Consider the following 21,810-nt stretch of genomic DNA (forward strand, 5'->3'; position numbering starts at 1 on the left):
TCCATGGCAAGACGGTTAGGAGGCCCTATTTCAGGAGGTTTTAGATTTTTTGGAATTTGTTATTCTAAAAACTGTATACAAATAATCGTATTTTTGTGTTCTATTGCTCTCATTGGTTCTGCCTGAAGCAGGCGGGGCAAGGCTTCCAATAACAAAATAAGGACGGCAACCATGAGTGCTTTAACCTTGAAAGTCGCTTTAACCCTGGCGGCTCAAGCCTTGAACGCGGGTCGCAGCATCAACGCATCCCCGCTGACGGTCGCGGTACTCGATTCGGGTGGGTATTTGCTGGCGTTGCAGCGTGAAGACGGCGCCAGTCTGTTGCGCCCCAACATTGCGATTGGCAAGGCCTGGGGGGCGATTGCCCTGGGCAAGGGATCACGTGCACTGGCGCTGGACGCGCAGCAGCGCCCGACGTTTTTCGCGGCGCTCAACGGCATGGGCCAGGGCGATATCGTGCCGGTGCCAGGTGGCGTCTTGATCCGCGATGCTCAGGGCAAGGTACTGGGGGCGATCGGTATCAGTGGCGATACCTCGGACATTGATGAGCAATGCGCCATCAGTGCGATAGAAGGGCAAGGGTTGCGCGCGGATGCGGGAGTGGCGGCTTAATCACGTTTTTCTGTAGGAGCGAGCTAGCCTCGCGATCTTTTGATCTTGATCTTGCTTTTGATCTTGATCTAAAAGGCCCCATTAAACCACGCTGGCCGAACGCAGGTTGTGCGCAGTGGGTAACCCGGCAGGACGCCGGGTTAGCCGCGACACGGCCATGGATGGCCGATCGCGGCGGGCCTACGGAGCAAGGCCTGTGGTGAGGGCATGCCGAGCCAAAGCGAGGCACCGAGGGGTAGGGGCAAAAGCGTTTTGGTTACTTTGCCGCTTTTGCAAAGTGACGCGGCGTAAGGCCGGAACCCTAAGTGGCCGTTGCCGCAGCAACGGATATGTACTCAAGTCAAAAGCCCCCTCACCCTAGCCCTCTCCCGGAGGAGAGGGAACCGATTGGGGGATGCTGAAGATACTCGGCGGCCTGTTTGCTGCGCGACAGCGCGGCGTCGAAGACGGGGCGGCCCCTCCTACAGGTTTTGCGCCGTAGCAGTTGACGAGCTTTGCGAGGCTACGTCCAATGTCCAACATCACCTTAGCGGTTATAGTGCTGGCAGTTTTTATACGGAGATGGCTCTGTGCGCATTGCTCTTTTTTTGTCGGCCTGGCTGGTGTGTCTGGGGGCAGTGGCGGCGCCCAATGATCCGGCGACGCTGGACCGTACGACCTGGCCAGAGCCATTGAGCAGTCCGGCCCTGTTCGATGTCGCCTCGCGTGCCGAGATCCTGACGTTCGCCCACGCCTTGCTGGTCAGCGAAGGGCTGGATGAGAACGGCCTTAAAGAGCGACTGGGCCTCAAGGTCATCAATATGGATGCGATTGATAAAGTCCGTCAGCGCCTGTGGCAACGCTTGTTGGCCAATTACAACTTTGCTCAGCAAAGCTGTGATCAGGATGCTTCGTTCTGTTATTACGTCGAAGACATGGCCAGCCTGCGTGAACAAGCAGGCAAGTTCGAAGTGGCCGATGATTCTTTCTACGTGAAGTGGGCCGAACCGAGTGCCGGGTTTCACCGCCGCTACTTGGATGAACAGTTGCGGCTGGCCGCACTGTCGCCACAAATCAGCAGCGAAATCGCTCTGCTGGGTGATCAGGAGTTCAATGGCGAGGACATGCACGACCGGCTATTCATGCTGACCTTCGACAGCGGCCCGACGGTCATCGGCAGCACCACCGACTGGCTCACTGACTATCTGCGCAAACAGTCCATGAGCGCGACGTTTTTTGTCTTGGGCAACAGCTTGAAAGCTCGCCTCGACAAAAGCTCCGACCAAGCCCTGAGGGCGCTGTACAAAGGTCAATGTGTAGGCGTGCAAGGGTGGGAATACCGGGCCCACAGTCATTGGCAAAACTGGCAGGACTCGGTGCTGCGCAGCACCGCGCTGGTGAAGCAGGTGTTGCCGCAAAACTACGTGCCGTTGTTCCGGCCGCCTTACGGTCAGCGCCGGGCTGACAGCGGGGCGTTTTTTGAATCCCAGGGCTTGCAGGTGGCGTTGTGGAACATTGACTCGCAAGACCTGGCCGGCAGCCTCACGGCCGAGCAGTCGGCACACCGCGTATTAACCTTGATGCTGTTGTGGCGCCATGGGCTGATTGCCTTCCACGACACCCAGGACAAAGTCCGCAGCGCATTGCCCTGGCTACTCAAGGCGACGGTGCAGAGCGGGCTGGGCTGGGAGGCGTGCGAGGCTTTGGGAGCTCAGTAATCAGGGCGCCCGCCCGATTGGGCGAGCGCTTTGCTGTGACCGTTACAAAAGGTGTAAGGCCAGGTCGGCACCGACACGAAGGTATTCCACTTGTGACACCACGGCATCTTTGACGATGGCTTCCCCGGTATCCGTCAGTTGGGCTTTTTTTGCATCAATGACCGACAGCTGTAGCAGTTGCATGGCAACGTCCATGGCTTTTTGAAAAGCGGTGATGTTGTTGTGCTGGCCAAACTCATTGATGACCGCCGCCATACGTTCGTCAGCGTTGTCGCGCAGCTGGCGGTATTCAGTAACAGACACGCTGCCGTCCTGGTAAATCTCGAGCAGCATTTGCTCCAGGGTTTTGGAAATAGGGGTCATACGGATTCCTTTGGCATAAAAAATGTGAGCGCAGGCCTTAATGAACCGGTGCGTCACGAAGCTTAGTGCTGCCAAAGAGAAAGACGGGTAGGGGGCATCCCAGCGTTTTGTAAGAGCCGTCCGGCCTTGTGGGGAGAGATTTCGAGGCGGTATTTTCGGCGCGCTGATGCAGGCAAATAGTGAATTTAATGCCCAAGCGTTGTGTCACGTAATCATTGAGCCTAGTAGCAATTTTGCAGGTCGCCAAGGCTATTCGTCAGGCACAAAAATAAAACCGCCAAACTGTAAAAATACTTTTTTTTGTCACACGAATTGGAGTATTACCAAGACAGACCGCCGAAACCTGCAACACAGGTGGCGTCTTCCAAGACCCATCGGGCAGGGCATTCATCTGACAGAAACAGATGAATTCGGCAGTCACTCGAGGCGCAGCACTGTTGCGGTATTGCGTCGAATGGCTCCCACAAAGGTGACCGAGTATGGATGATCACGGACGCACTCCTTCTTCCAACCAGCCAATCCTTTATGTACTCGATACCAATGTTCTGATTCACGATCCAAATGCTTTGCTCAACTTCGAGGAACACCACGTCGCTATCCCGATGACGGTGCTTGAAGAACTCGACAAACTCAAAACCGGCAAGCTACTGGTGGCAGCGGAGTGTCGCCAGGCAATTCGTTTGATCGATCAGACCCTGGGCGTAGCTTCGCCAGAAGACGTTGAAAAGGGCGTGCCGATCCAGCGCGGCAAAAGTGGCCCCAAGGGTTTTCTGTCAATCCTGATGAACAAGCGCAGAGAGCCTAATGCGCTGCTCCCTGAAAACCTCAACGACAACATCATCATCAATCAACTGATTGACCTGCACGCCCGTGAACCGAACCTGCACGTGGTGCTGGTAACCAAAGACATCAACATGCGGCTCAAGGCGCGCGCCTGTGGGGTCGAGTCCGAGGACTACAGCACTGACCAACTGGTTGACGACGTGTCGATGCTGTCACGCGGCTATCACACCATGACCGGTTCGTTCTGGGACCGCGTGAGCAAGGTCGAAACCCGTCAAGGGCATGGCCGCACCTGGCATCAGGTGCAAATGAACGAAAACCTGCCGGCGGTGCACATCAACGAATTCATCATTGATGAGCAAGGGTTTGTGGGCTGGATCAAAGAGGTGCGCAAGGACCACCTGCTGATTCTCGACATGCACCAGGAACCGTTGCTGCACCAGGAAGCCTGGGGCCTGAAGCCGCGGGATATTTACCAGGGGCTGGCGCTGTTTGCCTTGCTCGATCCGGATATCCATCTGGTTAATCTGTCGGGTGCGGCGGGTTCGGGCAAGACCATTCTGGCGCTGGCGGCGGCGATTGAACAAACCATGGTCAGCAAGCGCTACCGGCGGATTATCTGTACCCGCAGCGTGCAAGGGCTGGATCAGGAAATCGGCTTCCTGCCGGGCACCGAGGCCGAGAAGATGGAGCCGTGGCTGGGGGCCATCACCGACAACCTTGAAGCCCTGCACATGGATGACGAAAACACCCACGGCAGCGTGGATTACATCCTCAGCAAAGTGCCTTTACAGTTCAAATCGCTGAACTACATCCGGGGGCGTAGTTTCCAGCAAAGCCTGATCTTGATTGACGAGTGCCAGAACCTCACGCCGCACCAGATGAAAACCATCATCACCCGGGCGGGCGCGGGCTCTAAAGTGGTGTGCCTGGGCAACCTGGCGCAGATCGATACGCCTTACCTGTCAGCCACCAGTTCGGGGCTGACCTACCTGACGGAGCGTTTCAAAGACTTCCCCAACGGTGTGCACATCGCCCTGCAAGGCGTCCCTCGTTCGATCCTGGCCGAGTACGCAGAGTCGCATCTCTAACACTTCTGACATAACCTTGATCCGGGCGGCCTAGAGCCGCCCGGTTTCGTTATGGCACCAGCCATGTTTATTCAGGAGCTGCCAAGGTGTTACTGCGCACTATCGATTTGAACCTACTGGTGGTGCTCGATGCGCTGCTCACGGAAAAGCACGTAACCCGCACCGGTGTGCGTTTGCACTTGAGCCAGCCGGCCATCAGCCATTCGCTGAGCAAGCTGCGGTTATTGCTCAATGACCCGCTGCTGATTCGGCAGGGCAACGAGGTGGTACTCAGTACGCTGGCGCAAAACCTTCAGGCGCCGCTCAAGGTGATTCTGGGGCAGATCGAAACCCTGCTCGGTCAGTCGGTCGACTTTGTGCCGGAGGAATCGCAACGCACATTTCGCGTGGCGATGTCCGATTACGGCGCGGCCATCGTACTGCCCAAGTTGGTGGAGCAATTACGCGAACTGGCGCCCGGCATCTCGCTGGTGGTGGTCCAGGACAGCCGCCTGGGCATGCTCGAACAACTCGAACACGGCAAGATCGACCTCGCGCTGGGTGTTTTTGCCACGCTGCCCGAGTTCCTCTGCAGCGAGGTGTTGTTCGAAGAAACCTTTACCTGCCTGCTTAACTGCAACGCCCTGCCCGAGAATGGCGTGCTGGACCTCGATACCTATCTGCAAAGCCCCCACGTATTGGTGTCGATGGACGGTAACACCCAGGGCGAAGTCGACAACGTGTTGCGCGCCCAAGGCTTGCAGCGCCATGTCGCGGTGAACGTGCCTCATTGGAGCGCAGCCCCGAGCGTGATTGGCGATACGGACCTGATCCTGACGGTTGCCACCCGCACCCTGGACAGCCTGCCATTGGCCGATTCACTGGTCAGATTGCCGCCGCCGTTGAACGTGGCGCCGTTTAACTACGTGCAGGTCTGGCATCAGCGTTTCAGCGACGATCCGGGGCATCGCTGGCTGCGGGGTGTGCTTCGCCAGATTTCACTGTAGGAGCGAGTTTGTCTCGCGATCTTTTAAAAAATCAAAAGATCGCGAGGCAAGCTCGCTCCTACACACATAATCAGCCGCGCGAAGCGATCAAAAATCCGGCCAGCACCACACTCACGCCCAACAGTTTTTGCAGGCTGGGGGTGTTTTTTGGCAGTCCGAGCAAACCGAAGTAATCAATCGCCAGCGAGATAATCAACTGGCCCACCACCACCGCCATGATGAAGTTGAGCGCGCCCAGACGTGGCACGGTAATCAGCGCCACGGTGATGTAAAACACCCCGGCCAGGCCGCCAAGCCACATCCACCAAGGGCCGCCCAGCAGCGCGCCAAGATTGGGGCGGGGCACTTTGACCAGCAGCATCACCACGGCAATCGCCGCGCCGCTGACCATCAGGGAAATGACCGTGGCCCAGAACGGGTGACCGAGCACGGCACCGAGTCGGGCGTTGCTGCCGGCTTGCATCGGCACGGCGGCGCCGGCCAGTAAACTCAGGGCAATGGCTATAAAAAATGGCATGGATTTGACCTCTCTGAACGATGTGCACGTTGTACGTGCAAACCCGCCAGGCGGCCAATTCGATGTTCTGATGCGCGGTATTCGTAAGGTCGATGCCCGTCGCATACGTGGGCAAAACGCAACCTCGGGCTTACACTGGCAGCTCTTGTCTGGAGAACTCCCTGTGCTGACTCATTTAGATGCCCAAGGCCGCGCCAACATGGTTGATGTCACCGATAAAGCGGTGACGTCCCGTGAGGCGGTGGCACAAGCCGTGGTACGCATGCGTGCTGAAACCCTGGACATGATCGTCAACGGCGGCCACCCCAAGGGCGACGTGTTCGCCGTGGCGCGAATTGCCGGGATTCAAGCGGCGAAGAAAACCTCGGATCTGATCCCGCTGTGCCACCCGTTGATGCTCACCAGCGTCAAGGTTGAACTCAGCGCCCAAGGCACCGACGCGGTGTTGATCGTCGCGCGCTGCAAATTGTCCGGGCAGACCGGGGTTGAGATGGAAGCCCTCACCGCTGCCAGCGTGGCGGCCCTGACTATTTACGACATGTGCAAGGCGGTCGACCGTGGCATGACCATCGAAAACGTGCGCGTGCTCGAAAAGCTCGGCGGCAAGAGCGGCCACTTTCAGGCAGACGCGTCATGACACTCCTCGTGCAATTTTTTGCCCGCTATCGTGAGGCGCTGGGGCTGGATAAGGTCTCGGTCGAAGGCCAATTCACCTCTGTTGATCAGTTGCGCCAGCACCTGCTGCAACAGGGCGATGCGTGGCAGTTCTTGGCCGACACCAACCTGATGTGCGCGCGCAATGAAGAACTGTGCAAGCTCGACGAATCGCTGTCAGACGGTGACATCGTGGCTTTTTTCCCGCCCGTGACCGGAGGCTGAGCCATGGCCATTCGGGTGCAAACGACTGCCTTTGATCCGGGTTTAGAGGTCAACGCACTGCACGCGGCCAATTTGGGCGTGGGGGCGGTGGTGAGTTTTGTGGGGTATGTGCGCGACTTCAATGACGGGCGCGACGTGGCGGGGATGTTTCTCGAGCATTACCCCGGCATGACCGAAAAGGCCTTGGCCAAAATCGTGGTCGAAGCGCAACAGCGCTGGCCGCTGCTCAGCCTCGAGGTGCTGCACCGGGTGGGTGCACTGGAGCCGGGTGAGCCCATTGTCTTTGTCGGTGTGGCCAGCGCCCATCGTCAGGCGGCTTTTGATGCCTGCGCGTTCGTGATGGACTACCTGAAAACCCGCGCACCCTTCTGGAAGAAAGAACACACCGCCGACGGCCCGCGCTGGGTCGAAGGCCGGTCCAGCGACGACGCCGCCGCTAAGCGCTGGCAGCGTTCATCCTCCGAATTGTAGGAGCTGGCGAGGCACGAAGGCTGCGATCTTTTAGGGAACAAAATATCGCAGCCAGGACACAGCGTGATTTCTTTTATTTTTTTCAGAAGTCTCCTACAGCGTCGATTCCTGTTCATCCGTTAGCGTGCCTGCCTCTCTGTCGGGAAGGATTCACGGATGGCCATTTCAGCCCGTAACAACCGTTTTAACCTGAGCATCAAGGGCGTCGACCATGAGCTTCAGGTGTTGGCCTTCACGGGCAATGAAGCCATCAGCACGCCTTATGCCTTTGAACTTGAACTGGTCAGCGCACGCGCTGACCTGGACCTCGAGGCATGGCTGCATCAGCCTGCGTTCCTCGCATTTGACGGCCAAGGGCTGGGGATCCACGGGCATATTTCCAGCATGGGTCGCAGCAGCCCCGGCACGCGCTTGACGCACTATCGCCTGACACTGGAACCGCAACTGGCCTACCTGGCCCATCGCACCAACCACCGTATTTTTCAGCATTTAACCGTGCAGCAAATCATCGAGACCCTGCTCGAAGAGCACGGCATTCTCGGCAACGCCTACACCTTCAATTCGTTTTCGTCTTACACACCACGGGATTATTGCGTGCAATACGGCGAGTCCGATTTGCACTTTATTCAGCGCCTGTGTTTCGAAGAAGGCTTCCACTACCACTTTCGGCATTCGCCAGACGGCCATCACCTGGTGTTCGGCGATAAACAGCAAGCGTTTGCCTCGCTCAACCAACCGACGCCCTACGTACACCGTGCGGGCATGGTTGCCTCAGCGCCGTCCATCGACCACTTTGGACTGCGCTTGCAGGCCAGCACCAACCGTTCGTTTCGCCGCGATTATGACTTTCAGCAGGCCAGCCGCACGCTGGAGGCAGGTAGCAGCGCTGAACGTAACGAGCGCGCGCTTGAAAACTACAGCTATCCGGGGCGCTTCACTGAAACGGCTCAAGGCCAACGGCAAAGTCTGCGCACACTTGAGCAACATCAAGCCGGCTACTCCCAGGCCAGCGGCAGCAGCAATCAACCGAGCCTGTGCACGGGACATTTTTTGCCGATGACCGGGCACCCCAACGCGACGTTCAATAGCGGCTGGCTGTTAATTGGCGTTCAGCACGAAGGCAAGCAGCCTCAAGTGCTGGAAGAATATGGCGCCAACACGGCACAAGCTGATGCTGGCGGCTTTAGCCAAGGCTATCGCAACACCTTCCAGGCGACGCCAGAGTCGGTGACCTACCGCCCGCAAACCGTCTTCCCCAAGCCACGCCTGATCGGCAGCCAAACGGCTCGCGTCACCGGGCCCGTGGGGGAAGAGATCCATTGCGATGAGTACGGCCGGGTCCGGGTTAAATTTCATTGGGACCGCAGCGCTATCGATGACGATCAAAGCAGCTGCTGGTTACGCGTTTCGTCGAGTTGGGCGGGAGACAACCACGGCGCGGTGACTATCCCCCGCGTGGGCATGGAAGTGCTGGTGGGTTACCTCAATGGTGACCCGGACCAGCCCATCATCAACGGTTGCCTGGCCAACAGCCTCAACCCGACCCCGCTCGCACTGCCCGCCAACAAAACTCAAAGCGTATTACGCAGCCGCAGCACTCCAGGCGGGAGCGGCTACAACGAACTGCGCATCGAAGACCGCAAAGGCCTGGAACATATCTACCTCCACGCCCAGCGTGATCTGCAACAACACATCAAAAACGACAGCCGCTTGCAGGTCGAGGGCAAGCGCGAAGAAACCGTCACCGGCAACAGCGTCTCGGTGCTCAAAGCACAAGAACAGCGCACCATCAGTTTGGATCGCAAGGTCCAGCTCAACGCCAACGACCACCTGGCCGTGGCCGTCAGCAGCCACACCCTGGTGGGCGGCGCGCTAGTGGCTGAAGCAGGGATGCAAGTGCATATCAAGGCCGGGGCGCGGGTAGTCCTGCAGGCCGGGGCCAACATCACCCTGATGGCGGGCGGGCAGCATGTATTGATTGGTGCGGCGGGCATCTACGCCAGTTGCCCGATAGTGCTGGGCGGCTTGCCCGTGCCGGGCCTGCCTGCGGTGCCATTGTTGCCGGGGGAAGTGGCGCCCATGCAGGGCATGTCGCTAGCGCCTTCAACGCAAATGCTGGCGTTGAGCGAAGGCAAATCAGTGTGCCCGCAGTGCGAAATGCTCAAAAAACCACTGTAGGAGCGAGCTCGCCTCGCGATCTTTTGGCTTAAAAGATCGCGAAAACCCGCCCCCTATGCAGACGTCGGGGCTGACGTTTTAAGCCGTTTCACTCGGATCATGCGGCTTGCGTACCGCTCTGACCACAGGGCGCAGCAGTTCAGTTGGCGGTGTTTCGCAGCTGATTTTGCGGCCCAGCTTTTCTTCGATGGACGGCAACTGGTACGAGTCGTCTTCACCGGCAAAGCTGATGGAGACACCCGCTGCGCCCGCACGACCTGTACGGCCAATACGGTGCACGTAGTCGTCCGGCACTTCGGGCAGGGTGAAGTTGATCACGTGGCTGATGCCGTCGATGTGGATGCCGCGACCCGCGACGTCGGTGGCCACCAAGACGCGGATTTTGCCTTCGCGAAAGCCTTCGAGGGTCTTGATGCGTTTGTGCTGGGGCACGTCACCCGACAGTTGCGCAGCATTGATGCCGTCGCGCACCAGGCGTTCTTCGATGCGCCGCACTTCGTCTTTGCGGTTGGCAAATACGATCACGCGTTCCCAGCCGTTGTCGTTCACCAGGTTGAACAACAGTTTGTATTTGTCAGCACCCGCCACCGCGTACACGTGTTGCTCAACCAATTCGTTGGCCACGTTCTGCGCTTCGATTTCAACGATTGCAGGGTCGGTGGTCCACTGTTTGGCCAGGTTCATCACGTCTTCGGTGAAGGTCGCGGAGAACAGCAAGGTCTGACGCTCAGCCTTCGGCGGCGTCTGGCGAATGATCTGGCGTACTTGCGGGATGAAGCCCATGTCGAGCATGCGGTCAGCTTCATCGAGCACCATGACCTCAACCATGTCCAGGTGCACTTCGCCGCGCTGGTTGAAGTCCAGCAGACGGCCCGGTGTGGCCACCAGAATGTCGCAGTGACGGGCTTCCAGCTGCTTGAGCTGTTTGTCGAAGTCCATGCCGCCCACGAAACTCATGACGTTGAGGTTGGTGTATTTGGTCAGGTCGGCGGCGTCTTTAGCGATTTGCACGACCAGTTCGCGGGTCGGCGCAATGATCAGCGCGCGCGGCTCGCCCATGTAACGCTCTTTGGGCGGCGGGGTCTGGGTCAGTTGGCTGATGATCGAGACCAGAAACGCTGCGGTTTTGCCGGTGCCGGTCTGGGCGCGGCCAATGGCGTCGCGGCCACTCAAGGTGTAGCCCAGCACTTGCGCCTGGATCGGCGTGCAGTACGGGAAACCCAGGTCCTGGATGGCGTGCATCAGTTCAGGGGTGAGTTTGAAGTCATGAAAGCGGGTTTTGCCTTCTTGTGGCTCAACCACGAAGTCTTCGAGTTTCCACGGGATGACAACTGGCTTGGGTGCCGGTGCACGCCGTGGTTTGGCCGCTTTGGGTTTTTCTGTGCGCGCAGGTTCTGGTGCGGGCGTGGCTGCGGGCGTGGACACCGCGGCGGGTGCAGGTGCAGAACGGCCAGGCTGTTGCGCGTCGGTTCGCGGGCTGGGGCTGCTGGGGGGAGTCATGGACGCTGGCGCGAGCGGCTCAGCCTCGCTTTTGCCGAATATTTTTTTGAGTGCTTTGAGCACGGTCATCTCATCAGTTGGTTAAGGAGTGTACGCCGGGCAGTGTAATGCAAGTCGCGTGCTCGGCGTAGTAAACGACTGGATGTTTCGTTTTTAGCGCAGGCGCTCGGTCAGCCAGGCACCGATGTCGCGAATTTCTTCTGGTAACACTTCGTGCCCCATCGGGTACTCCTGCCATGTAACGCTCACACCCAAACGCTTCAAGTGTTCATACGCGGTACGGCCCATGGAATTCTGGACGACCTCGTCATATTGGCCATGCAGGCACAAAGCCGGCGTGCGTTGCTGGCTGGCGGACAGTTCCAGCTCATTACTGAAGGTTGGGGCATAGGTGGAGAGGGCAAGTACGCCACCCAATGCGCCCTGCCATTTTAGATAGGCGGTATGGAAGACCACGGCGCCGCCTTGGGAAAAACCGGCGAGGAAAATTCGGCTGGCGTCTATTCCGGCACTTTTCTGTGCTTCGATCAGCGCAACCACAGTGTCTGCCGATTCGTTGAGCTCTTGTTCACTGATCGAACGGGCCGGGCTCATGGCCTTGATGTCGTACCAGCTGGGCATGGCATATCCGCCATTAATCGTCACTGCACGGGTCGGCGCCTGTGGCAAAACAAACCGCGTGGTCAGCAGCGTTTCTTGCAGTGCTTCGGCCACCGGGAGGAAGTCGTAGCGGTCGGCACCTAGGCCGTGAAGCCAGATCACACAAGCGTCTGCGGGCTTTTGCGGTTGAAGGATCAGAGGTTCGGTCATGGCTGCTCCATTATTGGGCGCTCGCGCAAAAAGCGTGCGCAAGAAGAGTGCGTGTTCGATTCAAATTTAAAGAAGATGTCGCCTGCTTGAACGTTTTACCTAAAGAAACATATCGAGACGCATAAATCTCCACAGTGGTACGGGCCTTGCTATGAACACAGGGACGTTAGCTGAAGCATCTTCGCGGGTAACACTAACAGGCTACAGGCGAGGGTGGGGCAGCAAAACTCCTGACGGGTGAAGTTAGACAAGGAATTCAACGGCTCAAGTGAGCGCTTCAGTTTGAAGGCGAGTGCGATATATCCATCGCTCAAGGCTTATGCCGCTTGGCCCCATAAAAAGCCAACACGGGTCAACAATGCCTCACAAGGGGGCGGCGGGTCTTGTTCAAACACAACAAAGCAAGACTGGAGGTTTGAATGAAGCAGTTGAAATCCACCCTGGCCCTGGCCACCGCCGCTGTGGTGTTGAGTGTCACGGGTTTCGCTCATGCCGGCGCAACACTGGATGGCGTTAAAAAGAAAGGCTTCGTGCAGTGTGGTGTCAGCGACGGTTTGCCGGGTTTCTCGGTGCCTGACAAAGACGGCAAGATTTTGGGGATCGATGCCGATGTCTGCCGCGCCGTCGCTGCTGCCGTATTTGGCGACGCCACCAAGGTCAAATTCAGCCAGTTGAACGCCAAGGAGCGCTTCACTGCCCTGCAATCGGGCGAAGTGGATGTGCTGTCGCGCAACACCACCTGGACCAGTTCCCGTGATGCGGGCATGGGCATGCTGTTTACCGGCGTGACCTATTACGACGGCGTTGGCTTTTTGGTCAACAACAAGCTGGGCGTGAAAAGTGCCAAGGAGCTGGACGGTGCGACCATCTGCATTCAGGCCGGGACCACCACTGAACTCAACGTATCGGATTACTTTCGGGCGAATAACCTGAAATACACCCCGATCACCTTCGATACCTCTGACGAAAGCGCCAAGTCCCTCGAGAGCGGCCGTTGCGACGTGCTGACTTCGGACAAATCCCAGCTGTATGCACAGCGCAGCAAGCTGGCCAACCCGAACGACTACATCGTCTTGCCAGAAACCATTTCCAAGGAGCCATTGGGCCCGGTCGTGCGCAAGGGTGATGAAGACTGGTTCAGCATCGTGCGCTGGACCCTGTTTGCCATGCTCAACGCTGAAGAGGCCGGCATCACCTCTAAAAACGTCGTGGCTGAAGCCAAGTCGACCAAAAACCCGGACGTTGCCCGCTTGTTGGGTGCGGATGGCGAATACGGCAAAGACCTGAAACTGCCGAAGGACTGGGTTGTACAGATCGTCAGCCAGGTCGGTAACTACGGCGAAGTGTTCGAGAAAAACCTCGGTAAAAGCACCCCTCTGGCCATCGACCGCGGGCTGAACGCCTTGTGGAACAACGGCGGCATTCAATACGCACCGCCTGTGCGCTGATAAGCCCTGTCACCCGGTGGGCCAACCACCGGGTGCTGTTTTTGATCCATTTTTTACTGGGGCATTTCATGCAGACAAAAGTCAGCGCACCCAAGCCCAGGCTCAGCCTTGGCGATCCACGTGTGCGTGCGTGGGTATTTCAGATCATCACCGTCGCGTTGGTGGTCTTCATGGGTTGGTACTTGTTCAACAACACTCAAACCAACCTGCAACACCGGGGGATTACCTCGGGTTTCGACTTTTTGGAACGCAGTGCCGGGTTTGGTATTGCGCAGCATTTAATTGATTACACCGAGTCCGACAGCTACGCCCGGGTTTTTGTGATCGGCCTGCTGAACACGCTGCTGGTGTCGGTGATTGGCGTGGTCCTGGCGACCATTCTGGGCTTTATTGTCGGCGTCGCGCGTTTGTCTCCGAACTGGATGATCAACAAGCTGGCGACGGTCTACGTCGAGGTTTTTCGCAATATCCCGCCGTTGCTACAAATCCTGTTCTGGTACTTCGCGGTCTTTTTGACCATGCCGGGGCCGCGTAACAGCCACAATTTTGCCGACACGTTTTACATGAGCAGCCGTGGCCTGAACATGCCGGCCGCCATTGCGACACCCGCGTTCTGGCCGTTTGTGATCAGTGTGCTGCTGGCGATTGTGGCCGTGGTGGTGATGCTGCGCTGGGCGAAAAAACGCTTTGAAGCCACCGGCGTTGCGTTTCACACCTTTTGGGCCGCGCTGGGTCTGTTGCTGGTGATTCCAGGGCTGAGCGCGCTGGTCATGGGCGCGCCGGTACATTGGGAAATGCCCGAGCTCAAGGGCTTCAACTTTGTCGGTGGCTGGGTGCTGATCCCGGAACTGCTGGCGCTGACCATCGCCCTCACGGTGTACACCGCGGCCTTTATTGCCGAGATCGTGCGTTCGGGCATCAAGTCGGTCAGCCATGGCCAGACCGAAGCCGCGGCCTCGCTGGGCCTGCGCCCCGGGCCGACGCTGCGCAAGGTGATCATCCCGCAGGCGCTGCGAGTGATCATTCCGCCGCTAACCAGCCAATACCTCAACCTGGTGAAAAACTCATCGTTGGCGGCAGGTATCGGCTATCCGGAAATGGTTTCGCTGTTTGCCGGTACGGTGCTGAACCAGACCGGGCAAGCGATTGAAGTGATTGCCATCACCATGAGCGTTTATCTGGCGATCAGCATCAGCATTTCGCTGCTGATGAACTGGTACAACACGCGCATTGCGCTGATCGAACGGTGAGGGCGCGACCATGACTACGCATGTTTTCAAACCTGATATGCCGCCACCGGGCAACCGGATTGGCGTGGTTGCCTGGGCACGGGCGAACCTGTTTTCCAGTTGGCTCAACACCTTGCTTACGTTGTTTGCGCTCTACCTGGTCTGGTTGATCGTGCCGCCGTTGCTGAGCTGGACGCTCTTTGACGCCAATTGGGTGGGCACGACTCGGGCAGACTGCACCAAAAGCGGTGCGTGCTGGGTGTTTATCGAGCAGCGTTTTAGCCAGTTCATGTATGGCTATTACCCGGCAGCGTTGCGCTGGCGCGTCGATACGACGGTGTTGTTGGCCATCTTTGGTGCTGCGCCGTTGTTTATTTCGCGCTTCAAGCACAAGGCGGTTTACGGGCTGAGCTTTTTGGCGATCTACCCGATCCTCGCCTACAGCCTGCTGCACGGTGGGCATTGGGGCCTGACCACCGTTGCCACCAGCCAATGGGGCGGTCTGATGCTGACGCTGGTGATCGCCACCGTGGGCATTGCCGGGGCACTGCCATTGGGCATTTTACTGGCGTTGGGCCGTCGCTCGGACATGCCGGCGATTCGCGTGGTGTGCGTGACGTTCATCGAGTTCTGGCGTGGCGTGCCGTTGATCACCGTGCTGTTCATGTCGTCGGTGATGCTGCCGTTGTTTCTGCCTGAAGGCATGAACTTCGACAAGCTGCTGCGGGCGCTGATCGGGGTGATCCTGTTCCAGTCGGCGTACGTGGCCGAAGTGGTGCGCGGCGGCCTGCAGGCCATTCCCAAAGGTCAGTACGAAGCGTCGGCAGCCATGGGCCTGGGTTATTGGCGCAGCATGGGCCTGGTGATCTTGCCGCAAGCCCTGAAGCTGGTTATTCCCGGCATCGTGAACACCTTTATTGCCCTGTTCAAGGACACCAGCCTGGTGATCATCATCGGCCTGTTTGACCTGCTCAACAGTGTCAAACAAGCCGCCGCCGACCCGACCTGGCTGGGTATGGCGACCGAGGGTTATGTGTTTGCCGCCCTGGTGTTCTGGATTTTCTGTTTCGGTATGTCCCGCTACTCCATACATCTGGAGCGCAAGCTGGACACTGGCCACAAGCGTTAGTAGGAGTTGGATATGAGTGAAGCAATTAAAAAGCCTGCTAGCCCTGAAGGCATTATTCAGATGCAGGACGTTAACAAGTGGTACGGCCAGTTTCACGTGCTCAAAGACATTAACCTGAACGTGCAGCCGGGTGAACGAATCGTGTTGTGCGGGCCTTCGGGTTCGGGCAAGTCGACCACCATTCGCTGCCTCAATCGCCTTGAAGAACACCAGCAAGGGCGCATTGTGGTGGATGGAGTTGAGCTGACCAACGACATCAAGCAGATCGAAACCGTGCGCCGTGAAGTCGGCATGGTGTTCCAGCATTTCAACTTGTTCCCGCACCTGACCATCCTGCAAAACTGCACGTTGGCGCCGATGTGGGTGCGCAAAATGCCCAAGCGCGAGGCCGAAGAAATCGCCATGCATTACTTGCAGCGCGTACGTATTCCGGAGCAGGCCCACAAGTTTCCGGGGCAGTTGTCGGGTGGTCAGCAGCAGCGGGTGGCGATTGCCCGTGCGCTGTGCATGAAGCCCAAAATCATGTTGTTCGACGAACCGACTTCAGCGCTCGACCCGGAAATGGTCAAGGAAGTACTCGATACCATGATCGGCTTGGCCGAAGACGGCATGACCATGCTCTGCGTGACCCACGAAATGGGCTTTGCCCGGACCGTGGCCAACCGGGTGATCTTTATGGACAAGGGGGAAATCGTCGAGCAGGCCGCGCCGAATGACTTCTTCGACAACCCGCAGAACGACCGGACCAAACTGTTCCTGAATCAAATTCTGCATTGATGCAAACGTAATACGTGTAGCCGCTGCCGTAGGCTGCGATAAGGTCCGAAGGACCTTCGTTTCTTGTTCCAGGTCGGGGCTGCTTCTTATCCCATCGCATCCCATCGCAGCCTGCGGCAGCGACTACAGAGGGTTAACGTGTTTTTTCGCGCTGTTGTTGCTTTTGCTCCAACAGCGCATTGATATCCGCGCATTCGTAGATCGCGTGCAGCTCCTTGACCAGTTCCGGGTGGCGATCGAGCAGGCGCATCAACACAAACAGCGGTTTGGGCGGTTCGACTTCGGCCCGTTCATAGCGGCTGAACGCATTGTGGCCGCCGCCGGACAGTAACTGCACCGCGCTTTTTTGAGTGAAGTGCAATTTACGGCGGATGCGTTTCATCTCGTCTGCCACGACCCGCTTGGCATCCTCGATCAGTTCATCACCTGCCTGGGCATAACGCTCTGCGCTGGGCGCATCGAACTCGACCTCAGCACATTCGCTGCATTGCTCGCCTGCCAGATTGGGCACGTGGCGGGTTAATTGTTTGAACGTCACCGTGAAATCGCGGCCCTTGAACGGGTGCATCGCACTGGGTGCGCCGCAGGTGTAGCAATCATGCTTGCTCATCAATCTTTTTCCTTGAAGGCAAAGACGGGCGGCCCTCCACCGGGACGGTAGGTCACCTTGATGTACAGGGCCAAGCCGTAGGCTTGAGCGTGGTAGACGTCTTGCCAGACTTTGGGGTCTGCGTAAGTCGACATTGATTTGTACAAGAGCCTGCGCTCCAGAGACGCGATCACCCAGAGCATTTGGGCAAGTGTTAGCCCCAGCATGCGCCCACCATCCAGCGCACTTTTGGTAAACGCCACGGCTCCCAGCCGTTTGACGTCGTCCTGGATGCACTGAAGGGTGTAGTGGGGTGTCTTCTTTTCCATAAGAGAGTACCTCGATGCGCTCAAAACTACCCTTTAAGGGGTTTTTATTCAACGATTAATGTTCAAATTAAGCGGCCCTTTAATCTGTAGTTGATTGCTCTTATGGAAGGCGCTGACTAGCATGTAGGAAAATTCATCCTATGATTGGATGAAAGGACGGATTCCATGACAGACGCTTCCCCACTCATAAAACGCTCCCTGGTCGATCAGGCCCTTGAACAGCTGCGCGCACGGATCAACAACGGCGCCTGGGAGGTTGGCCAGCGGTTGCCAACCGAGCCGGAATTGGCGGCGGAGTTGGGCATAAGCCGCAATACGGTGCGCGAAGCCATGCGCGTGCTGGCCTTTGCCGGGCTGATTGAGATCCGTCAGGGCGACGGCAGTTATTTGCGCGGGCGGGTCGATCCCATGGACACCTTGCGCACGTTGTCGGCCTGTTCGATGGACCAGGTGCGCGAGATGCGCCACATCCTTGAAGTTGAGGCTGTTGGCCTTGCGGCTTTGCGCCGTACCGATGAGGACTTGCGCTTGATGCAGCAAGCGCTCGATCTCAGTGGCCAGCACTATCACGGCGAACTCGATACCTACATTTGCTGTGATTTGCAGTTCCATCAGCATTTGATTGATGCCGCGCATAACCCGGCGTTGACGGAGTTGTACCGCTACACCTCAAGCATTGTTTCCAGCCAGTTGCGCAAGACGCTGGATATTTACCCGCGCCGCCAATCGGTGTTCGACCTGCATGTCGAACTGTTGGAGGCCGTCAAACAACAAGACCCACAACGGGCTATGGCGCTTTGCCGGACGTTGATCAATGAACCCTGAACCGGAGAAGGCCATGAACCATCCCTCGTCAGCCAGCAGCGAAGCCGTTCGTCATCTGGATGAACTGGAAGAATTACTGATCGACGCCGAAGTTGATGACGAGCAACTGCAACAGACGCCGCCGGTGGTGCTGCGCCCGTGGTTGTTGCTGTTGGGGTTGGTGCTGGTGGCGCTCAATTTGCGCCCGGCGCTGTCGAGCGTGGCGCCCTTGCTGGGTGTTGTGTCGGACAGCCTGGGCTTGTCGGCCGCGCAGGCCGGTTTATTGACTACCTTGCCGGTGCTGTGCCTGGGCATATTTGCGCCCTTGGCGCCGATTCTGGCGCGGCGCTTTGGCACTGAACGGGTGGTACTCGGGATTCTTCTGACGTTGGGCGGCGGGATCGTGTTGCGCAGCTGCCTGGGCGAGGTCGGGCTGTTTGCCGGGAGTATTCTGGCAGGCGCCAGTATTGGTGTGATCGGCGTGTTGCTGCCGGGGATTATCAAACGCGATTTCGCCGGACATGCCGGGACCATGACCGGCGTCTACACCATGGCGTTGTGCCTCGGCGCAGCACTGGCGGCCGGGGCAACGGTACCGCTGAGTCATTACCTGGGTGACAGCTGGGCAATGGGGCTGGGCTTTTGGGCCTTGCCGGCCTTGTTGGCGGCTATTTTCTGGTTGCCGCAGGTGGGTAAACGTAAAGGCGCGCACAACGTGGCTTACCGGGTGCAGGGGCTTTTACGCGACCCGCTGGCGTGGCAAGTAACGTTCTACATGGGCCTGCAATCGTCGTTGTCCTACATCGTGTTCGGTTGGTTGCCATCGATTTTGATCGGTCGTGGCCTTACCCCGACCGATGCCGGTCTGGTGATGTCAGGTTCGGTGATCGTGCAGTTGGCCACAGCACTGACAGCGCCCTGGCTGGCGACGCGGGGCAAGGATCAGCGTCTGGCGATCGTGCTGGTCATGGGCCTGACCCTGGCCGGGCTGTTTGGCTGTCTGTATGCGCCGATGGACAGCTTGTGGAGTTGGGCTGTTGTGCTGGGCCTGGGGCAGGGCGGGGCGTTCAGCCTGGCGTTGACCCTGATTGTGCTGCGTTCTCGCGATTCCCATGTAGCCGCCAACCTGTCGGGCATGGCCCAGGGCGTGGGTTATACCCTGGCGTCACTGGGCCCGCTGGCAGTGGGCGTGGTGCATGAAGTGACCGGTGGTTGGGATGCACTGGGCTGGATTTTTGCCGTGATTGGCCTGTGTGCCATCGTCGCGGGCCTGGGGGCCGGGCGCGCGCTGTACGTCAACGTGCAGAGCGAGAAAATTCAAAGCCCGTAGTGTTTCGGCTCATTGCAGATTATCGTGCACAGATTCCTACCCGCACGGACCCCGCCATGAGCCAAGACCATCAAGCGTTAATCACGCGTTTTTACCAAGCGTTTGCACAGCTTGATGCGCAAGCGATGGGCGAGTGCTACACCGATGACGTAGTGTTCAGCGATCCGGTATTTGGCGTACTGCGCGGTCACAACGCCACCGATATGTGGCGCATGCTGACCACGCGGGCCAAGGATTTCAGCCTGACCTTCGATCAGGTTCAGGCCGATGCGCAACGTGGCAGTGCACATTGGGTGGCGACGTATCTGTTCAGCCAGACTGGCAATACGGTGGTTAACGATATTCATGCCCGGTTTGTTTTTCGCGACGGCAAAATCTGCGAGCACCATGACCACTTTGACCTGTGGCGCTGGTCGCGACAGGCGCTGGGGGCCAAGGGCGTTTTGCTGGGCTGGACACCGCTGGTGAAAAACGCCATTCGCGCTCAAGCGCAAAAAGGCCTCAAAGCGTATCAAGCCGGACGTTAAATGTGAGTTCCAAACCTTGGTTTGTGTATTTGGTGCGTGCGGCCAATGGTTCGTTGTACTGCGGCATCAGCGATGACCCGGCGCGCCGCTTCGTGCAGCATCAGACCGGTAAAGGCGCGCGCTTTTTTGCCTCAAGCCCTGCGGTGGCCCTGGTCTATGTCGAATCGTGGCCAGACAAAGGCGAAGCCTTGCGTCAGGAGCGGCTGATTAAAAAGCTCAAGAAAAGCGCCAAAGAGTGCCTGGTGCAAAGCCAGTTGGCGCATTGAACCCGGATCCTGGAACGCCGGAAAAATCGTAGGAGCTGCCGCAGGCTGCGATCTTTTGATCTTTAAAAAGATCGCAGCCTTCGTGCCTCGGCAGCTCCTACGGATTTGTGCGTACGTGCAGTTATTTCAACGCCGCGAGGATCGCGTCCGGGTTGAAGTCCCTGAGCAAGGTCCCATTGACGTCCAGAATCGGAATCCCGCGCCCGCCCAATGCTTCGTAGGTCTGGCGCGCGGCGGCATCCTTGTCGATATCAAACTCTGTGTACGGGATGCCTTTCTGGTCCAGAAAGCGCCGCGTGGCCTTGCAGTAGCCGCACCACTCGGTGGCGTACAGCACCACCCGGGCGCTGGCCCGGGTGTGTTCCGGAACAACACCGGAGGGGTTGAGTACCCGCTCGATCTTGCCCCAGTTCTGAAAGACCACGACCACCACCAGCACAAACAGGACTTTCTTGAGGATGCTGTTCAACATCACTTGTTGCGCTTGAGCTGGTCGAGCAGTTGGGTCGGCAGGCCCTTGATAACGAGTGTGCCGGCTTCTTCATCGAATTCGACCTTGGAGCCCAGCAGGTGGGCTTCAAAGCTGATAGACAAGCCCTCAGCGCGCCCGGTGAAGCGGCGGAACTGGTTCAGGGTGCGTTTGTCTGCCGGAATTTCCGGCGACAGGCCGTAGTCCTTGTTGCGGATGTGGTCGTAAAACGCCTTTGGGCGCTCTTCGTCGATCAACTCCGACAACTCTTCGAGGCCCATCGGTTCACCGATTTTGGCCTGGCTGCTGGCGTAGTCCACCAGGGTCTTGGTTTTTTCACGGGCGGACTCTTCGGGCAGGTCTTCGCTTTCAACGAAATCACTGAACGCCTTGAGCAGCGTGCGGGTTTCGCCGGGGCCGTCGACGCCTTCCTGGCAACCGATAAAGTCGCGGAAATACTCAGAGACCTTTTTGCCGTTTTTGCCTTTGATAAAAGAAATGTACTGCTTGGACTGCTTGTTGTTCTGCCACTCGGAAATATTGATCCGTGCCGCCAGGTGCAACTGGCCCAGGTCCAGATGGCGTGACGGGGTCACGTCCAGTTCCGAGTTCACCGCCACGCCGTCGCTGTGGTGCAACAGGGCGATGGCCAGGTAGTCGGTCATGCCTTGCTGGTAATGGGCAAACAGTACGTGGCCGCCCACCGACAGGTTGGATTCTTCCATCAGCTTTTGCAGGTGCTCGACGGCCACACGGCTGAACGCGGTGAAGTCCTGGCCGCCCTCCATGTACTCCTTTAGCCAGCCGCTGAACGGATGCGCCCCGGATTCAGCATGGAAAAAGCCCCAGGCTTTGCCTTGCTTGGCGTTATAGCTTTCGTTGAGGTCTGCGAGCATGTTCTCGATGGCCTGGGACTCGGCCAATTCAGAGTCGCGGGCGTGGAGAACAGCGGGCGTACCGTCGGGTTTTTTCTCAATCAAATGAACGATGCAATGACGGATCGGCATGGGCTTCTCGGCGAATAAT

24 protein-coding genes are annotated in these 21,810 nt (G+C 58.1%); 16 read left to right on the forward strand and 8 right to left on the reverse strand.

From position 1 onward, the window contains the following. The first annotated feature begins 171 nt into the window (after positions 1 to 171). Positions 172 to 612 carry a heme-binding protein gene (locus QMX84_RS08590; protein WP_282363593.1) on the forward strand — a complete coding sequence of 147 codons (441 nt, stop codon included), beginning with the start codon at positions 172 to 174 and terminating at the stop codon, positions 610 to 612. 569 nt (positions 613 to 1,181) lie between these two features. Further along, entirely contained in the window at positions 1,182 to 2,309 is a 1,128-nt protein-coding gene (locus tag QMX84_RS08595) for a polysaccharide deacetylase family protein (RefSeq protein ID WP_282363594.1), read from the forward strand. 42 nt (positions 2,310 to 2,351) lie between these two features. Here the strand turns inward: QMX84_RS08595 and QMX84_RS08600 are convergent, their stop codons facing one another. Next, positions 2,352 to 2,672: a hypothetical protein gene (locus QMX84_RS08600; protein ID WP_262123789.1), complete on the reverse strand. Its 321-nt coding sequence runs from the start codon at positions 2,670 to 2,672 to the stop codon at positions 2,352 to 2,354. Between the two features lie 479 nt (positions 2,673 to 3,151). Here QMX84_RS08600 and QMX84_RS08605 point away from each other — a divergent pair, with 479 nt between their 5' ends. Both QMX84_RS08605 and QMX84_RS08610 read left to right on the forward strand, forming a co-directional pair. Further along, positions 3,152 to 4,546 (forward strand): PhoH family protein, encoded by a 1,395-nt coding sequence (locus QMX84_RS08605; RefSeq protein WP_282363595.1) that lies wholly within the window; start codon positions 3,152 to 3,154, stop codon positions 4,544 to 4,546. 86 nt (positions 4,547 to 4,632) lie between these two features. After that, entirely contained in the window at positions 4,633 to 5,532 is a 900-nt protein-coding gene (locus QMX84_RS08610; RefSeq protein WP_282363596.1) for a LysR family transcriptional regulator, read from the forward strand. Between the two features lie 70 nt (positions 5,533 to 5,602). Here the strand turns inward: QMX84_RS08610 and QMX84_RS08615 are convergent, their stop codons facing one another. Next, the gene (locus QMX84_RS08615; RefSeq protein ID WP_048368235.1) at positions 5,603 to 6,049 is read right to left on the reverse strand and encodes a DMT family transporter; all 447 of its coding nucleotides are present in this window, start codon (positions 6,047 to 6,049) and stop codon (positions 5,603 to 5,605) included. A 163-nt stretch (positions 6,050 to 6,212) separates the two neighbouring features. Here QMX84_RS08615 and moaC point away from each other — a divergent pair, with 163 nt between their 5' ends. The 4 genes from moaC (at position 6,213) to QMX84_RS08635 (ending at position 9,577) form a co-directional block, all read left to right on the forward strand. Then, positions 6,213 to 6,686, forward strand: a complete 474-nt coding sequence (gene moaC, locus QMX84_RS08620; RefSeq protein WP_123750132.1) for a cyclic pyranopterin monophosphate synthase MoaC — start codon at positions 6,213 to 6,215, stop codon at positions 6,684 to 6,686. Continuing rightward, positions 6,683 to 6,928 carry a molybdopterin converting factor subunit 1 gene (gene moaD / locus QMX84_RS08625; RefSeq protein WP_282363597.1) on the forward strand — a complete coding sequence of 82 codons (246 nt, stop codon included), beginning with the start codon at positions 6,683 to 6,685 and terminating at the stop codon, positions 6,926 to 6,928. Before moaC ends, moaD begins: the two co-directional genes overlap by 4 nt. A 3-nt stretch (positions 6,929 to 6,931) precedes the next feature. Continuing rightward, on the forward strand, positions 6,932 to 7,399 hold the full coding sequence (moaE, locus tag QMX84_RS08630) for a molybdopterin synthase catalytic subunit MoaE (protein ID WP_282363598.1): 468 nt from the start codon (positions 6,932 to 6,934) through the stop codon (positions 7,397 to 7,399). A 156-nt stretch (positions 7,400 to 7,555) separates the two neighbouring features. Beyond that, on the forward strand, positions 7,556 to 9,577 hold the full coding sequence (locus tag QMX84_RS08635; RefSeq protein ID WP_282363600.1) for a type VI secretion system tip protein VgrG: 2,022 nt from the start codon (positions 7,556 to 7,558) through the stop codon (positions 9,575 to 9,577). A 78-nt stretch (positions 9,578 to 9,655) separates the two neighbouring features. On the opposite strand, the gene rhlB is transcribed toward QMX84_RS08635, so the two are convergent. Further along, complete coding sequence (gene rhlB / locus QMX84_RS08640; protein WP_048368230.1) at positions 9,656 to 11,146, reverse strand: ATP-dependent RNA helicase RhlB; 1,491 nt, start codon at positions 11,144 to 11,146, stop codon at positions 9,656 to 9,658. 84 nt (positions 11,147 to 11,230) lie between these two features. Then, entirely contained in the window at positions 11,231 to 11,887 is a 657-nt protein-coding gene (locus tag QMX84_RS08645) for a dienelactone hydrolase family protein (RefSeq protein ID WP_282363601.1), read from the reverse strand. 419 nt (positions 11,888 to 12,306) lie between these two features. On the opposite strand from QMX84_RS08645, the gene QMX84_RS08650 reads away from it, so the two are divergent. The 4 genes from QMX84_RS08650 to QMX84_RS08665 all read left to right on the forward strand — a co-directional run bounded on the left by QMX84_RS08650 (position 12,307) and on the right by QMX84_RS08665 (position 16,470). Continuing rightward, positions 12,307 to 13,335, forward strand: coding sequence for an amino acid ABC transporter substrate-binding protein (locus QMX84_RS08650; protein ID WP_048368227.1), 1,029 nt, complete (start codon positions 12,307 to 12,309; stop codon positions 13,333 to 13,335). Between the two features lie 68 nt (positions 13,336 to 13,403). Next, complete coding sequence (locus QMX84_RS08655) at positions 13,404 to 14,585, forward strand: amino acid ABC transporter permease (RefSeq protein WP_282363602.1); 1,182 nt, start codon at positions 13,404 to 13,406, stop codon at positions 14,583 to 14,585. A gap of 10 nt (positions 14,586 to 14,595) precedes the next feature. Then, complete coding sequence (locus tag QMX84_RS08660; protein WP_282363603.1) at positions 14,596 to 15,693, forward strand: amino acid ABC transporter permease; 1,098 nt, start codon at positions 14,596 to 14,598, stop codon at positions 15,691 to 15,693. A gap of 12 nt (positions 15,694 to 15,705) precedes the next feature. After that, positions 15,706 to 16,470: an amino acid ABC transporter ATP-binding protein gene (locus QMX84_RS08665; RefSeq protein WP_262123795.1), complete on the forward strand. Its 765-nt coding sequence runs from the start codon at positions 15,706 to 15,708 to the stop codon at positions 16,468 to 16,470. A gap of 133 nt (positions 16,471 to 16,603) precedes the next feature. On the opposite strand, the gene QMX84_RS08670 is transcribed toward QMX84_RS08665, so the two are convergent. Continuing rightward, positions 16,604 to 17,080, reverse strand: coding sequence for a type II toxin-antitoxin system MqsA family antitoxin (locus QMX84_RS08670; protein WP_262123796.1), 477 nt, complete (start codon positions 17,078 to 17,080; stop codon positions 16,604 to 16,606). After that, positions 17,080 to 17,388 carry a type II toxin-antitoxin system MqsR family toxin gene (locus tag QMX84_RS08675; protein ID WP_282363604.1) on the reverse strand — a complete coding sequence of 103 codons (309 nt, stop codon included), beginning with the start codon at positions 17,386 to 17,388 and terminating at the stop codon, positions 17,080 to 17,082. The genes QMX84_RS08670 and QMX84_RS08675 overlap by 1 nt, the downstream gene beginning before the upstream one ends. 165 nt (positions 17,389 to 17,553) lie before the next feature. Here QMX84_RS08675 and QMX84_RS08680 point away from each other — a divergent pair, with 165 nt between their 5' ends. Genes QMX84_RS08680 through QMX84_RS08695 form a run of 4 tightly spaced genes read left to right on the forward strand, consistent with a single transcriptional unit; the run spans position 17,554 to position 20,315 of the window. After that, positions 17,554 to 18,213, forward strand: coding sequence for a FadR/GntR family transcriptional regulator (locus QMX84_RS08680; RefSeq protein ID WP_282363605.1), 660 nt, complete (start codon positions 17,554 to 17,556; stop codon positions 18,211 to 18,213). Continuing rightward, positions 18,203 to 19,522 (forward strand): CynX/NimT family MFS transporter, encoded by a 1,320-nt coding sequence (locus QMX84_RS08685; RefSeq protein WP_282363606.1) that lies wholly within the window; start codon positions 18,203 to 18,205, stop codon positions 19,520 to 19,522. Before QMX84_RS08680 ends, QMX84_RS08685 begins: the two co-directional genes overlap by 11 nt. A gap of 56 nt (positions 19,523 to 19,578) precedes the next feature. Then, the gene (locus QMX84_RS08690; RefSeq protein WP_262123798.1) at positions 19,579 to 20,049 is read left to right on the forward strand and encodes a nuclear transport factor 2 family protein; all 471 of its coding nucleotides are present in this window, start codon (positions 19,579 to 19,581) and stop codon (positions 20,047 to 20,049) included. A gap of 2 nt (positions 20,050 to 20,051) precedes the next feature. Then, positions 20,052 to 20,315 (forward strand): GIY-YIG nuclease family protein, encoded by a 264-nt coding sequence (locus QMX84_RS08695; protein ID WP_262123799.1) that lies wholly within the window; start codon positions 20,052 to 20,054, stop codon positions 20,313 to 20,315. Positions 20,316 to 20,436: 121 nt separating this feature from the next. On the opposite strand, the gene QMX84_RS08700 is transcribed toward QMX84_RS08695, so the two are convergent. Together QMX84_RS08700 and yejK are read right to left on the reverse strand one after the other, a co-directional pair. Continuing rightward, complete coding sequence (locus QMX84_RS08700; protein WP_282363607.1) at positions 20,437 to 20,787, reverse strand: glutaredoxin family protein; 351 nt, start codon at positions 20,785 to 20,787, stop codon at positions 20,437 to 20,439. After that, positions 20,787 to 21,791: a nucleoid-associated protein YejK gene (gene yejK / locus QMX84_RS08705; RefSeq protein WP_048368212.1), complete on the reverse strand. Its 1,005-nt coding sequence runs from the start codon at positions 21,789 to 21,791 to the stop codon at positions 20,787 to 20,789. The genes QMX84_RS08700 and yejK overlap by 1 nt, the downstream gene beginning before the upstream one ends. Positions 21,792 to 21,810 lie beyond the last annotated feature (19 nt).

Source organism: Pseudomonas sp. PS01297 (assembly GCF_029959305.1).
GTDB classification, from domain to species: Bacteria; Pseudomonadota; Gammaproteobacteria; order Pseudomonadales; family Pseudomonadaceae; genus Aquipseudomonas; species Aquipseudomonas helleri.

What these genes read in the sequence shown, in the direction of transcription:
- QMX84_RS08590 (WP_282363593.1), top strand. Translation starts at nt 172, where the DNA reads ATGAGTGCTTTAACCTTGAAAGTCGCTTTAACCCTGGCGGCTCAAGCC.
- QMX84_RS08600 (WP_262123789.1), bottom strand. Translation starts at nt 2,672, where the DNA reads ATGACCCCTATTTCCAAAACCCTGGAGCAAATGCTGCTCGAGATTTAC.
- QMX84_RS08605 (WP_282363595.1), top strand. Translation starts at nt 3,152, where the DNA reads ATGGATGATCACGGACGCACTCCTTCTTCCAACCAGCCAATCCTTTAT.
- QMX84_RS08615 (WP_048368235.1), bottom strand. Translation starts at nt 6,049, where the DNA reads ATGCCATTTTTTATAGCCATTGCCCTGAGTTTACTGGCCGGCGCCGCC.
- moaD (WP_282363597.1), top strand. Translation starts at nt 6,683, where the DNA reads ATGACACTCCTCGTGCAATTTTTTGCCCGCTATCGTGAGGCGCTGGGG.
- moaE (WP_282363598.1), top strand. Translation starts at nt 6,932, where the DNA reads ATGGCCATTCGGGTGCAAACGACTGCCTTTGATCCGGGTTTAGAGGTC.
- QMX84_RS08635 (WP_282363600.1), top strand. Translation starts at nt 7,556, where the DNA reads ATGGCCATTTCAGCCCGTAACAACCGTTTTAACCTGAGCATCAAGGGC.
- rhlB (WP_048368230.1), bottom strand. Translation starts at nt 11,146, where the DNA reads ATGACCGTGCTCAAAGCACTCAAAAAAATATTCGGCAAAAGCGAGGCT.
- QMX84_RS08645 (WP_282363601.1), bottom strand. Translation starts at nt 11,887, where the DNA reads ATGACCGAACCTCTGATCCTTCAACCGCAAAAGCCCGCAGACGCTTGT.
- QMX84_RS08650 (WP_048368227.1), top strand. Translation starts at nt 12,307, where the DNA reads ATGAAGCAGTTGAAATCCACCCTGGCCCTGGCCACCGCCGCTGTGGTG.
- QMX84_RS08655 (WP_282363602.1), top strand. Translation starts at nt 13,404, where the DNA reads ATGCAGACAAAAGTCAGCGCACCCAAGCCCAGGCTCAGCCTTGGCGAT.
- QMX84_RS08660 (WP_282363603.1), top strand. Translation starts at nt 14,596, where the DNA reads ATGACTACGCATGTTTTCAAACCTGATATGCCGCCACCGGGCAACCGG.
- QMX84_RS08665 (WP_262123795.1), top strand. Translation starts at nt 15,706, where the DNA reads ATGAGTGAAGCAATTAAAAAGCCTGCTAGCCCTGAAGGCATTATTCAG.
- QMX84_RS08670 (WP_262123796.1), bottom strand. Translation starts at nt 17,080, where the DNA reads ATGAGCAAGCATGATTGCTACACCTGCGGCGCACCCAGTGCGATGCAC.
- QMX84_RS08675 (WP_282363604.1), bottom strand. Translation starts at nt 17,388, where the DNA reads ATGGAAAAGAAGACACCCCACTACACCCTTCAGTGCATCCAGGACGAC.
- QMX84_RS08680 (WP_282363605.1), top strand. Translation starts at nt 17,554, where the DNA reads ATGACAGACGCTTCCCCACTCATAAAACGCTCCCTGGTCGATCAGGCC.
- QMX84_RS08685 (WP_282363606.1), top strand. Translation starts at nt 18,203, where the DNA reads ATGAACCCTGAACCGGAGAAGGCCATGAACCATCCCTCGTCAGCCAGC.
- QMX84_RS08690 (WP_262123798.1), top strand. Translation starts at nt 19,579, where the DNA reads ATGAGCCAAGACCATCAAGCGTTAATCACGCGTTTTTACCAAGCGTTT.
- QMX84_RS08700 (WP_282363607.1), bottom strand. Translation starts at nt 20,787, where the DNA reads ATGTTGAACAGCATCCTCAAGAAAGTCCTGTTTGTGCTGGTGGTGGTC.
- yejK (WP_048368212.1), bottom strand. Translation starts at nt 21,791, where the DNA reads ATGCCGATCCGTCATTGCATCGTTCATTTGATTGAGAAAAAACCCGAC.